Source organism: Bradyrhizobium sp. B117 (genome assembly GCF_038969555.1).
Classification (GTDB): domain Bacteria; phylum Pseudomonadota; class Alphaproteobacteria; order Rhizobiales; family Xanthobacteraceae; genus Bradyrhizobium.
Window position 1 is genome coordinate 3,940,952 of sequence record NZ_CP152414.1, and the last position, 12,176, is coordinate 3,953,127.

The 12,176-nt window shown below is 65.7% G+C and carries 8 protein-coding genes; 3 read left to right on the top strand and 5 right to left on the bottom strand.

Annotation, left to right across the window (positions count from 1 at the left end; genetic code table 11):
* Positions 1-11 precede the first annotated feature (11 nt).
* The 4 genes from AAFG16_RS19190 to AAFG16_RS19205 form a co-directional block, all read right to left on the bottom strand.
* The gene (locus AAFG16_RS19190; protein WP_283085862.1) at positions 12-917 is read right to left on the bottom strand and encodes a LysR substrate-binding domain-containing protein; all 906 of its coding nucleotides are present in this window, start codon (positions 915-917) and stop codon (positions 12-14) included.
* A gap of 125 nt (positions 918-1,042) precedes the next feature.
* Entirely contained in the window at positions 1,043-2,395 is a 1,353-nt protein-coding gene (locus AAFG16_RS19195) for an MFS transporter (RefSeq protein WP_342740219.1), read from the bottom strand.
* 271 nt (positions 2,396-2,666) lie between these two features.
* Positions 2,667-4,619, bottom strand: a complete 1,953-nt coding sequence (locus AAFG16_RS19200) for a hypothetical protein (protein ID WP_342740220.1) — start codon at positions 4,617-4,619, stop codon at positions 2,667-2,669.
* A 96-nt stretch (positions 4,620-4,715) separates the two neighbouring features.
* Complete coding sequence (locus AAFG16_RS19205; protein ID WP_283085865.1) at positions 4,716-5,798, bottom strand: YbhN family protein; 1,083 nt, start codon at positions 5,796-5,798, stop codon at positions 4,716-4,718.
* Between the two features lie 427 nt (positions 5,799-6,225).
* Here AAFG16_RS19205 and AAFG16_RS19210 point away from each other — a divergent pair, with 427 nt between their 5' ends.
* Complete coding sequence (locus AAFG16_RS19210) at positions 6,226-6,732, top strand: ferritin-like domain-containing protein (RefSeq protein ID WP_342740221.1); 507 nt, start codon at positions 6,226-6,228, stop codon at positions 6,730-6,732.
* Between the two features lie 51 nt (positions 6,733-6,783).
* Here AAFG16_RS19210 and AAFG16_RS19215 read toward each other — a convergent pair whose 3' ends face one another.
* Entirely contained in the window at positions 6,784-8,028 is a 1,245-nt protein-coding gene (locus AAFG16_RS19215; RefSeq protein WP_342740222.1) for an MFS transporter, read from the bottom strand.
* A 222-nt stretch (positions 8,029-8,250) separates the two neighbouring features.
* On the opposite strand from AAFG16_RS19215, the gene AAFG16_RS19220 reads away from it, so the two are divergent.
* Both AAFG16_RS19220 and AAFG16_RS19225 read left to right on the top strand, forming a co-directional pair.
* The gene (locus AAFG16_RS19220; protein ID WP_342740223.1) at positions 8,251-9,660 is read left to right on the top strand and encodes an MFS transporter; all 1,410 of its coding nucleotides are present in this window, start codon (positions 8,251-8,253) and stop codon (positions 9,658-9,660) included.
* A 112-nt stretch (positions 9,661-9,772) separates the two neighbouring features.
* The gene (locus tag AAFG16_RS19225; RefSeq protein WP_283085869.1) at positions 9,773-12,172 is read left to right on the top strand and encodes an EAL domain-containing protein; all 2,400 of its coding nucleotides are present in this window, start codon (positions 9,773-9,775) and stop codon (positions 12,170-12,172) included.
* Positions 12,173-12,176 lie beyond the last annotated feature (4 nt).

A 12,176-nucleotide genomic window follows, 5' to 3' on the forward strand; every position in this document is an offset into this window, starting at 1 on the left:
CGGATTGAGCATCAATCTTCCGCCACCACCGCGGAGGACAATTCGCCGGCGATTTTGACCAGGGCCGAGAGCAGCGGATTCTCGTCGTCGCGGCGCCAGACCATGAACAGCTCGACGGGGACGCGGGTGCGCAGCTTGAGCGGCCGCAGCCGTACGTCGGAGATTTTCAGGCTCGCGGCCGCGGCCGGCACGATGGCAAGGCCGAGGCCGGCGCGGACCATGGCGAGGATTGAATGGATCTGGCTGAGATGCTGGACGTAGCGCGGCAGCACGTCGGCCCGGGTGAACAGCGCCACCAGGAGATCGTGGAAGTAGCGGCTCTCATAGGGCGAATACATCACGAAGGGCTGGTCGTCGAAGTCCTTGATGGTGATGCTGTCGGCATTCGCGAGCGGATGCTTCTTCGGGATCGCGGCGAGCAGCGGCTCGGCGACGACGCGGCGGCTGGTGAGCTCGGGACGCGCGATCGGCGGCCGGAGCAGGCCGGCGTCGATCTGGCCCGAGGTCAGCGCCTCGAACTGGTCGCCCGACACCATCTCCTTCAGCGAGAAGTCCACCTCGGGCAGTTTCGCGCGGCAGGCCGCGACCAGCTCGGGCAGGAAACCGTAGGCGGCGGCTGCCGTGAAGCCGATCTTCAGCGAGCCGGTCTTGCCGAGCGCGATGCGGCGGGCGACCTGCGAGGCGCTTTCCGCAAGCTTCAGGATGCGGCGCGCCTCGGGCAGGAAGCTTCGTCCCGCCGGCGTCAGGCGGACCGAGCGGCTGGTGCGCTCCAGCAAGGGCGCATCGATGATGTGCTCGAGCACCTGGATCTGCCGGGACAGCGGCGGCTGGGTCATGTTCAGCCGAACGGCGGCGCGGCCGAAATGCAGTTCCTCCGCCACCGTAACGAAACAGCGGAGCTGGTTGAGGTCGAACATCGATACATGCCTTAGATGGATAAGGCGTTTCCCCGGCACTTCTAGCATCGATCACCCCCAAAACAAAGACGGCGGCTTTTTCGAGCCGCCGTTGAGTTGCCTGGTCAAGCTCCCACGGGGAGCCCTCAGGAGGAACGTTTGAGCACGACCCGCTCGATCTTGCCCACGATGACGAGATAGGCGAAGGCAGCCACCAGCGCGTTGAGACCTACGAACAGCAGCGCGCCGTTGAACGAGCCGGTCGCGGCCAGGATGTAGCCGATCACGATTGGCGTGGTGATCGAGGAGAGATTGCCGAAGGTGTTGAGCAGGCCGCCGGAGACGCCGCCGGCTTCCTTCGGCGAGGTGTCGGAGACCACCGCCCAGCCCAGCGCGCCGATGCCCTTGCCGAAGAAGGCGAGCGCCATGAAGCCGACCACCAGCGCCTGTCCGTCGACATAGTTGCAGGCGATGATCGACATCGACAACAGCATGCCGCCGACGATCGGGATCTTGCGCGCCATGGTCAGCGAGCCGGTCCTGCGCAGGATCGCATCGGAGATGATGCCGCCGAGCACGCCGCCGATGAAGCCGCACAGCGCCGGCAGCGTCGCGACGAAACCGGCTTGCAGGATCGACAGGCCGCGCTCCTTGACGAGATAGACCGGAAACCAGGTCAGGAAGAAATAGGTCAGCGTGTTGATGCAGTACTGGCCGAGATAGACGCCGAGCATCATGCGGTTGGAGAGCAGCTGGCGGATGTGGTCCCAACCGGAGCCGGATTCCTGCGCACGCTCGCGCAGCAGATCGTCCTTGGGCGCGTCGAGATCGACCAGCGCGCCGCCGTCCCTGATGTAGTCGAATTCCGCCTCATTGATCGAAGGATGCTCTTTCGGGCCGTAGATGTTCTTGAGCCAGACGATGCCCATGATGACGCCAAGCGCACCCATCACGAAGAACACATAGCGCCAGCCGTAATCGTGCGCGATCCAGCCCATCAGCGGCGCGAAGATCACGGTGGCGAAATACTGCCCCGAATTGAAGAAGGCCGACGCGGTGCCGCGCTCGTTGCCGGGAAACCACGCCGCGACGATGCGGGCGTTGGCGGGGAAGGACGGCGCCTCGGCGATGCCGACCAGCAGGCGAAGCACGAACAGCACGGCGATGGCGACGCCGGCACTGAGGAAGCCGACCCAGCCCTGCATCAGCGTGAACAGCGACCAGACGATGATGCTGAAGGCATAGACGAGGCGCGAGCCGTAGCGGTCGAGCAGCCAGCCGCCCGGCACTTGGGCAACGACATAGGACCAGCCGAAGGCCGAGAAGATCCAGCCCATGGCGACGGGATCGAGATGCAGCTCCTTGGAAAGCGCGGGGCCGGCGATCGACAGCGTGGCGCGGTCGGCATAATTGACGGTGGTGACCAGGAACAACATGGTCACGATGAACAGCCTGACGCGAGACCTCCTCACGTCCGCTGTGGACACCACTGCGCTCATCACGCGCCTCCTTACAACTCGAAACGTTTCCTCAAGGCGACTCCTAGAGGCGCGCGCGGCAAAGTGTCCAAGTTGAAGGGAGTATCGATCGATGCCGTTTTTGGATTGATGGAACGGCGGGTCGAGGGGAACGATCGCGAGGCTGGCGAGATGCTGGCCCCAAGCTCGTCATTGCGAGCGCAGCGAAGCAATCCAGAATCTTTCCGCGGAGGGACTCTGGATTGCTTCGCTGCGCTCGCAATGACGGTGTAGGGAGAGTTGGTCTTCGCTGCTACTGCCGCGCGCTCGGCAGCAGCTGAGGCAGGAATCCGCGCGTCACACCCGGCGGCACGGCGTCGAGACCAAGTACTGCGCTTGCCGCCGGCAGCGCTGCGTCCGCCATCGCCGCATGGCCTTCCGCGCTCGGATGCACGGCGCCGCCATAGACTGCGGAGAGTACGCCCCAGGTGGCGTCGTGGATGTCGGTCGGCTGGCTCGCGGCCGGCAAGCCTTGCGGATAGGTCATCGCGGCAAAATAGCTGTCGTTGGCGTCGCGGATCCAGCGCGCGCGGGGCAGGTAGGCGCGGTACTCCGAGGCGCCGCGGCCGCACAGCATCGGCTGGCTAGCGGCGCTCACGATGTCAGGGTTAAAGCTTTGGCCGTTCTCGGCAAAGCAGCTGCGGTCGAATTCGGGATCGTTGCCCGAATGCGCGCAAAAGCCGTGGTCGGCGAACGTGGCCTGATGTGCATCGACGAAGGTCATGCGGTCGGCTTCGGGATCGCGGCACAGTGCGCCGCGGGTGCAGGTGGCGAGCCCCTTCAGCTGCGGCAGGAATTCCATGTCGACGAAGGTCGAGACGCGCGCGAGGCGTTGCGCGTCGGCGTTGAAGGACGGATGGATGTCGAAGCCGGCGCGGCCGCCGCGGCAGGGCACGCCGCCATCGGCAAGCGCCGGATTGGCGTAGGAGACATAGACCACGTGCGAGAGGTCGCCGCCGACGAGCGGCTTCAAGGCCTCGCGCAGGCGAACGAAGTTCTGCGGCAGCTCGCGCGCCAGCGCGTCGCGGGAATCGTCGACGCTCGCCATCACGCCGGAGCGGCGGAACAGCGCGCGCTCGGTCGCGGTGTCGACGATGACGTCGGCGACGAGGCCGGAGAAATAGACGTCGTTGGCGCCGACCGAGAGCAGCACGAGGTCGAGCGTGCGATCTGGCTGGCGCTTCCTGGCGGCGGTGAGCGCTTCGCGCAGCTCGGCGACCTGAGCATTCACGCTGGTGTTGCAGACGCCGGTCTTGCCGGGCGGGCATTCGCGGGCGCGCTGCGAGCCGAGCAGCCCGTCGCCGATGCTGGCGCCGGTGCAGGCGAGCGGCAGATAGGTCACGGCGATGTGGGTGTAGCGCACCGCGAGCGCCAGCGCGGTGCGGGTCTGGTAGCTGTAGAGCGAGCGATGGCACGGCGAGTTGAACCAGAGCGCGCCGTAATGCTGCCAGTTGGCGAGCGTGTCCGGCGCCTCGCAGGCGCGCCCACCTTTGTAACCGGCGCGGCTCGGCCGGTAGTATTGCGCGCCGGCGGTGCCGAGGTAGGAGCGGAAGCAGAAGCCTTCGTCCGACAGCGCCAGCGGCCGGTCCGGATTGCCTTCGCCGGAGGCGATGCTGTCCCCGAGGCCGGCGATGAAGATATCGCGGACCTGGATCTCGGCCTGGACGCGCTGGGTCGGATCGGAGCCGGAGGAGACGTCGACGGTCGCGACCGTCTGCTTGCCGTAGCGGACGCGCAAATTGACCGGCTCGGCGCAGTCGAAGGTCGATTGTTGCGGCCCGTCGCCGTCGTCGAAGCTCCAGGCGCAGGTGGCGCCGACCGGCACTGCGCCGGTCAGGCGCACGGTGACGGGGTGGTCGATCGGGGTGATGTAGTTCTCTTTGAAGTTGTCACGGGTGCAGGGCTGGTTGACCCGGCCCTGCACGTCGATGCAGAGCCGGTTGACCATGTTGCGGGCCCAGCCGCGGCCCTCGCTCTGGAGCTCCAGCGATTGTTCGGCGGCGAGGATGCTGCGGTTACGCGCATTCTCGACATGGAGCAGGAAGTCGCGCTCCTCGCGGAACAGGCGGAAGCGGTTGCGCACCTCCCAATTGATCTGCATCGCGCCGGCATCCTGCGCGGCTGCGCGCCCAGACGGCCAAACGGTCAAAATCCCGGCAAGCAGCAGGGCGCAGGCAGAGAGGGTGCGAAGGGGAAGTCGGATCATGGCCCGCGTCTTCAACGGCAAAGTTGAGGCGGAAATAAGAGAGCATTGCTCCCCCGCCTGCAACCTTTGTCTGCCGCTTTTGCGGGCGGGCGCGGCTCAGCGCTTGCTGGCCTGCCGCACCAGACGCTCGCGCTCCATGGGCGTCACCTGCTTGGGCAGATTAGCCTGCGCGCAGGCCTCCGCCAGCCGCCGCCGCTCCTGCCAGGGCTGGACCACGTTCATCCAGAGCTCGCGCGCGCCCATGATGGAGATGGCGAGGCCGAACGGGATCACGAAGTAGAGGATGCGGAACACCAGCAGCGTCGCCAGAAGCTGCTCGCGGCCGAATTCGGGCAGCGCCACCAGCATCGCGGCATCGAACACGCCGATCGAGCCGGGGGCATGGCTGGCAAAGCCCAGCAGCGTCGCCAGGATGAATACGACGGCGAGCGAGAGGAAATCGATCTGCGGAGTGGCCGGCACCAGCAGGTACATCGCCAGCGCGCAGAAGCCGAGATCGACCACGCCGATCAGGATCTGCACCAAGGTCAGCGGCGCTGACGGCAGCACGACCTTCCAGCCCTTCTGTCCGAGCTCGCGGCGCTTCTCGCCCATGCAGAGCCAGACCAGGTAAGCGCCGATCGAGGCGAGGCCGCCGAACGCGATCAGCCGGTTGATCGAGGACGGCAGCTGATCCATGTACGAGGCGGCGTCGGGATGGATCGCCATGCCGATGGAGAGCACGAAGATGTTACCGAGCCAGAAGGTCAGCCCCGACAGGAAGCAGATCTTGGCGACATCGATCGCATTCAGCCCGTAATCCGAATAGATCCGGAAGCGGATCGCGCCGCCGGTAAAAACCGTGGCGCCGATGTTGTGGCCGATCGAATAGGACGTGAAGCTGGAAAGTGCTGCGATGCGATAGGGCACATGCTTCTTGCCGATCGTTCGCAATGCAAAAAAGTCGTAGAAGGTCAGCGTACAGAACGCGAAGACGACGCAGATCGCCGCGAGCCCGATATTTTCCCGGGGAATCTCGGTCAGCGCGGTCAGGATGACGCCGGTATCGATGCCTTTGAGGGTACGCACAAGCGTGGTGACCGCGAAGGCGATGATGAAGACGCTCGCGGCAATTCCGAGCCGTCGCCAGCCGATCCATCGTTTGAAGCCGCGTTTCAGCGCGGTCAGCAGTCCGTGCATTCATCCTCCCGGCAGGGGGCAAGATCGACAGGGCCAGGCATTGGCCAGTCGGCCGCGACCACGGCCCGTGGGCGTCGATCGCTAAGCATGTTGTAGCTCATTTAAGGCAAAAACGGCGACTTGTGCAGCCCTTGACAACGATAGGTTCTGCTTTGGACCTGCGACCTTTGTCATATGCGGTTCACATCCGAGGCGCGTTAAGCATATGAGTCGTAATGCGCGGCTTGGATCGCGTGTCGGTATTTTGACATCATTTCAAATCCTGGGGCCCGCTTCCTTGTTCCAGCGCAAGCGCAAGTGGCTTTTTTGGAACGTCGATGCTGCGCGCCCGTTAGCGCCCCATCAGCAATCGAACATGGCGGAATAAGCGGCTTTTTCGTGGAAGCCGATGCCTGCGTGTTCCCGAAACCGAAAGAGGATCGGAACGATGGGACTGTTCACAAAAGACATCAAGACCATGAACGACCTGTTCGTGCACCAGCTCCAGGACATCTATTACGCTGAGCAGCAGCTCACCAAGGCGCTGCCGAAAATGGCACATAAGGCCACCGATCCGCAGTTGAAGCAGGGCTTTTTGACGCACCTCGAGGAAACCAAGCAGCACGTCGCGCGGCTCGAGGAAGTGTTCAAGATGCACGGCGTCGCCGTCAAGGCGGTCGATTGCCCGGCGATCGACGGCATCATCGAGGAGGCCGACGAGACCGCCGGCGAAGTCGCCGACAAGGCGGTGCTGGACGCCGCGCTGATCAATGCGGCGCAGGCCGCGGAGCATTACGAGATCGTCCGCTACGGCAGCCTGATCGCCTGGGCCAAGCAGCTCGGCCGCAATGACTGCGCCAATGTGCTCGCCAAGACGCTGGAGGAGGAGAAGGCGACCGACAAGAAGCTGACGACGCTCGCCGAGAGCAAGATCAATCTGCGCGCCGCGAGCTAGCGACCCATCTCGTCTGGAGACGCCGTGCAGCCGTGCGGCGTCCCCTTCGGTCTATTCGTCTTGCGGCACCGCTTGACCGGCCTGGTATTTCAGTCCGAACATCAGGGCGATCACCGCGAAGGCTGCAATGGTCGCGGCAAACACCAGGCTCGCCACGGTCAAGCTGGTCAGGGTCGAGAGCACGCCGATCCCGATCACCGGAAGCGCGTTTCCGAGAAAGCAGCAGATGAAATAGGCCGAGACCACCTCGGCACGGCGATCATCCGGCGCGATCTGGTTCACCACCTGCAAGCTGCCGCGATAGCCGAGGCCCGCCGCCACGCCGCAGGTCGCGGTCGAGGCGATCATCACGCCGAGCGATCCCACGAATTGTGCCGTCACGAGCAGGGCAAGGCTCGGCAGCATCAGTCCGAGCGACCACAGCATGGCGGCGCGGCTGGAAAGGGAGCGCGTCAGCGCGATGACCAGCGCCACGGCAGCCGCCAGCTCGAGGAAGATCGCGCCGGCGACGGCGTGGCTGGTGACATGCAGCTCATTGGCGAGCACGCTCGGTGCCAGCGCGGCGAAAAAGGCGACGAGGGTCATGGCGCCAAAGCCTGTCACCGCGGGCGCGACGAACCGGGGCCGGATCGACGACGGGACGCCGGCACGCGGTCGGATCGACAGCTGCGCGAACGCGGTCAGCGGCCGATCCACGGTCTCGCGCGCGAAGGCGAGGAGGGCCGCGACGACGACCAGCACCGCGAGGTAGGCGATGAAGGGCGTTTGCAGCGGAAGTGCGACATATTCGGCAAGCACGCCGGCGATCAACGCGCCGAGGCCGAGGCCGGTGAAATTCGCGATCGTCGCGATCACGGTGGCGCGGGAACGATCCTGCTCGGCGATCAGTTCGGCGAGCCACGCAGTGCCGGTTCCGGCGCCGATCCCGATGGCAAGGCCGCTCAGCACGCGTGCCACGTAAAGCGAAGCGACCCCGTGTGCGAGCAGGAAGACCAATGCGCCCGCGATGGCGATGCCAACGGCAATGACCGCCGTGCGTCGCCGCCCGACCTCGTCCGACATCCGGCCGAAGACCAGCAGTGCGGTCAAATTGCCGATGACGTAGACGGCATAGATCAGCGTCAGCGTGATCTGGGAGAAGCCGAACTGCTGCTTGTAGATGACGTAGAGCGGGGTTGCGATGGTGCTGCCGGCGAACAGGACGCCAATCAGGCATCCGACGGCAATGATGGTTGCGGTCTTGCCGAACTCCGATCTTGCGCCACTCGGAATCGAGGTGTTGCCAACTCTTGCCATGAGGTCACTGCCGAGAGGGGAACATGAAGGGGTCAACAGAGGCAATCTCGCCCTGTTCCCATGCTTCCGCGCGTACGGGAGTTGCATGGCGAGCAGGGCGCGAAGCTTCGTTGTTTGTTGCTGAAGGATACGATTCATCGCGCGATGATGTTTCGATCATAATCGAATCATGATGGCGCGGTGAAAGCGTATGTTTCGGGTGGGGCTGCAACGAGGTGCAGCATGCGAGCCAACACCATCAAGTATCAAAGCTTCGACGACAGAGCCGGCGCGCCGCGAGCCCGCTCGCCTCTTGCGACCTCGCTCACGCTGGCGGCGATGAGCCTCGGCTATGGCGTGGTGCAACTCGACGTCACCATCGTCAACACCGCGCTCGATGCGATGGGCAGGACGCTCGGCGGCGGCGTTGCCGAGCTGCAATGGGTGGTCAGCGCCTACACCATTGCGTTTGCCGCCTTCATCCTGACGGCCGGCGCGCTCGGCGACCGCATTGGTGCCAAGCGCATCTTCATGGCGGGGTTCGCGATCTTCACCGCGGCCTCGCTTGCCTGTGCGCTTTCGCCCAACGCCATCGTCCTGATCGCCGCACGGCTGGTCCAGGGACTGGCGGCGGCGATCCTGGTGCCGAATTCTCTCGCGCTGCTCAACCATGCCTATACTGACGACCGTGCGCGCGGCCGCGCCGTCGCGGTCTGGGCGGCCGGCGCGAGTCTCGCGCTCACCGCCGGCCCGTTCGTCGGCGGCGCGTTGATCACGCTGGTCGGCTGGCGCGCGATCTTCCTGGTCAACCTGCCGATCGGGCTCGCCGGCTTGTGGCTGAGCTGGCGCTACGCGACCGAGACCACGCGCGCGACCTCGCGCGAGATCGATCTGCCCGGCCAGCTTGCCGCGATCGGTGCGCTTGGGGCGCTTGCCGGCGCGATCATCGAAGGCGGCGCGCTCGGCTGGGATCATCTGGCGGTGATCGGAGCTTTCGTCGCGGCTGCCGTTCTCGCCGTGCTCTTCATCTGGCGCGAGAGCCGCGCGGCGCAGCCGATGCTGCCGCTGGCGTTGTTCGGTCATCGCCTGTTTACCCTGACCACGATCGTCGGCCTGCTCGTCAATGTCGCGATCTATGGCCTGATCTTCGTGCTCAGCCTGTACTTCCAGCGCATCAACGGGCTGTCGGCGTGGTGGACGGGTCTCGCCTTCGTGCCGATGATGGGGGCGGTGCTGCCGGTCAACCTGCTGGCGCCGCGCCTTGCCGAACGGATCGGCTCGTGCCCGACCATCGTCGTCGGCGCCTGCATCTCGGCGCTCGGCTGCCTCGGTCTGGTCTGGATCGAAGCCGGGACGAGCTATTCCGCGATCTTTGCCCAGATGATCGCGATCAGCGGCGGGCTCGGCCTGCTGGTGCCGCCGCTGACCTCGACCTTGCTCGGCAGCGTCGAGAAGGCGCGCTCCGGCATCGCCGCAGGAGTCCTGAATGCGACGCGGCAGACCGGCAGCGTGCTCGGCGTCGCCCTGTTCGGCTCGCTGGTCGCCGCTGAGGGGGCATTCATGACGGGGCTGCACCTCGCGCTGGTGATCTCCGCGGCCGTCCTGCTGCTGGCGGCCGCCGTGATCGGCGTAGGCGCGCCGGCGCGGGGATGAACAATGTGAGCGAACGCACACATCTTCCGTTCACCAACCCAGAAACAGGCACGTAGCGAGTTACCGATCGTCCACCTCTATCGGTTCAAGTGCGGCGCGATAGGGGCCGGCAATGTATCAAGTTCTTTACTGTCTCACCGACGAGCATGATTGGCGACTTGTTGCGCTTGGCGGTGCGGTGTGTCTGCTCGCGAGCGCTGCGGCGATCAGCCTGTTTCACCGGGCGCGAGCGACGCATGGCGGCGCCCGCGTGGCGTGGATCGCGCTCGATTCTGCCGTTGCCGGCTGCGGCATCTGGGCGACCCATTTCATCGCGATGCAGGCGTACGGGCCCGGCGCCGGCGGCGCCTACAACATCCCCGTGACGGTGCTGTCGCTGATCTTTGCGATCGCAGTCACCTTCATCGGGCTCAGCATCTCGGTGTCGACGACGCGCGGGCTCCTGATTGCGCTCGGCGGCGCCGTCGTCGGCAGCGGTGTGGCCGCCATGCATTACACCGGCATGATGGCGTTCGAGATTCCAGCTCATGTCGGCTGGGAGACCGGCACCGTAACCGTCTCGATCCTGCTCGGCATCCTCTTCGGCTCGCTCGCTCTGTTTGTCGCGGGACGGCGCGACGGCGTGTCCAGCGCCCTCGGCGCGACGGTCCTGCTGACAGTCGCCATCGTCTCGCATCATTTCACCGCGATGGGCGCGCTGGAGCTGACGCCCGATCCCACGCTCGTGGTCAGCGGTCTTTCGATCCCGCCGGCGTCGTTGTCGATCCTGACCGCCAGCGCGGCGGCTGCCATTATCGCGATCGCGCTCGCGGCCGCCTTGCTCGACCGTCGTGCCAAGGGCGAACTCGGACGCCAGCAGGTCGTGCTGGATACCGCGCTCGAGAACATGTCGCAGGGCCTGTGCATGTTCGATGCGGACGGCAAGATCCAGCTCTTCAACGAACGCTATGCCGCGATGCTCGGCCGCACTGGCATTCCGCTCGCCGGCCGTCTGCTCGTCGACGTGCTACGGGAGGAGCAGGCGAAAGGCCAGTGGCAGGGCGATGCGGGCGAGTTCTTCGCGCGTCTCATCGCCGATGCGCGCGAGGGCCGCACGACCAGCCAGGTTGTCAACCGGCTCGGCCGCTCCATCCGCGTCGTCAACCAGCCGATGCAGGGCGGCGGCTGGGTCGCGACCTTCGAGGACATCACCGAATGGCTGGAGGCGCAGGCCAAGATCTCGCACATGGCGCGGCATGACGCGCTGACCAGCCTGCCGAACCGCGTGCTGTTTCACGAGCAGCTCGAGCAGGGACTGCACCGCACCAGGTCAGGCGACCAGCTTGCGGTGCTCTGTCTCGATCTCGATCATTTCAAGGACATCAACGACTCGCTCGGCCATCCGATCGGCGATGCGCTGCTCAAGGAGGTCGGCCGCAGGCTGAAGGCCACCGTCGGCGAGAACGACACTGTGGCGCGGCTCGGCGGCGACGAGTTCGCCGTCGTCCAGATCGGGCGCTCCGAGGAAGCCGCGGCGAGATCCCTTGCGGGCCGCCTCGTCGAGGTGATCTCGGCGCCCTACGAGATCGACGACCACCAGATCGTGATCGGCGTCTCGATCGGCATCTCGTTGTCGCCGCAGGACGGCGACAATCCGGACGAGCTCTTGAAGAACGCCGACCTTGCGCTGTATCGCGCCAAGGCCGACGGTCGCGGCACCTATCGCTTCTTCGAGACCGGCATGGACGCGCGCGCGCAGGCGCGGCGCCTGCTGGAAATGGATCTGCGCGCGGCGCTGCAACGCGACGAATTCGAGGTGCACTACCAGCCGATCCGCGACGTCGCCGCCGATCGCGTCGTCGCCTTCGAGGCGCTGCTGCGCTGGAACCATCCGCAGCGCGGCCTGATCTCGCCCGTCAACTTCATTCCGCTGGCCGAGGAGACCGGCCTCATCATCCAGCTCGGCGAGTTCGTGCTGCGCGGCGCCTGCGCCGATGCGGCCGCCTGGCCCGACGATGTCGACGTCGCCGTCAACCTGTCGCCGGTGCAGTTCAAGAGCCCGAACCTGATCGCGTCGGTGACTGCGGCGCTCGCCGCCTCGGGACTGAGCGCGCGCCGTCTCGAGCTCGAGATCACCGAATCCGTGCTGCTCCAGAACAGCGAGGCGACGCTGACCACGCTGCACGAGCTGCGCGCCATGGGCGTGCGGATCTCGCTCGACGATTTCGGCACCGGCTATTCGTCGCTGAGCTACTTACGCAGCTTCCCGTTCGACAAGATCAAGATCGACCGCTCGTTCGTGTCGGAGCTGGCGACGCGCGAGGATTCCATGGCGATCATCCGCGCCGTGACCGGCCTTGGCCGCAGCCTCGGCATCGTCACCACCGCGGAAGGCGTCGAGAACGACGCGCAGCTCGAGCTCTTGCGGCGCGAAGGCTGCACCCAGGCGCAGGGCTATTTGTTCAGCAAGCCGCGGCCTGCCTCGGATGTGGCGTTGATGCTGGAGCGTCCGCGTTTGCGGGCGACCGCCTGAACGG

Coding starts and splice junctions, on each gene's coding strand:
- AAFG16_RS19190 (WP_283085862.1), bottom strand. CDS start 917: ATGTTCGACCTCAACCAGCTCCGCTGTTTCGTTACGGTGGCGGAGGAA.
- AAFG16_RS19195 (WP_342740219.1), bottom strand. CDS start 2,395: ATGAGCGCAGTGGTGTCCACAGCGGACGTGAGGAGGTCTCGCGTCAGG.
- AAFG16_RS19200 (WP_342740220.1), bottom strand. CDS start 4,619: ATGATCCGACTTCCCCTTCGCACCCTCTCTGCCTGCGCCCTGCTGCTT.
- AAFG16_RS19205 (WP_283085865.1), bottom strand. CDS start 5,798: ATGCACGGACTGCTGACCGCGCTGAAACGCGGCTTCAAACGATGGATC.
- AAFG16_RS19210 (WP_342740221.1), top strand. CDS start 6,226: ATGGGACTGTTCACAAAAGACATCAAGACCATGAACGACCTGTTCGTG.
- AAFG16_RS19215 (WP_342740222.1), bottom strand. CDS start 8,028: ATGGCAAGAGTTGGCAACACCTCGATTCCGAGTGGCGCAAGATCGGAG.
- AAFG16_RS19220 (WP_342740223.1), top strand. CDS start 8,251: ATGCGAGCCAACACCATCAAGTATCAAAGCTTCGACGACAGAGCCGGC.
- AAFG16_RS19225 (WP_283085869.1), top strand. CDS start 9,773: ATGTATCAAGTTCTTTACTGTCTCACCGACGAGCATGATTGGCGACTT.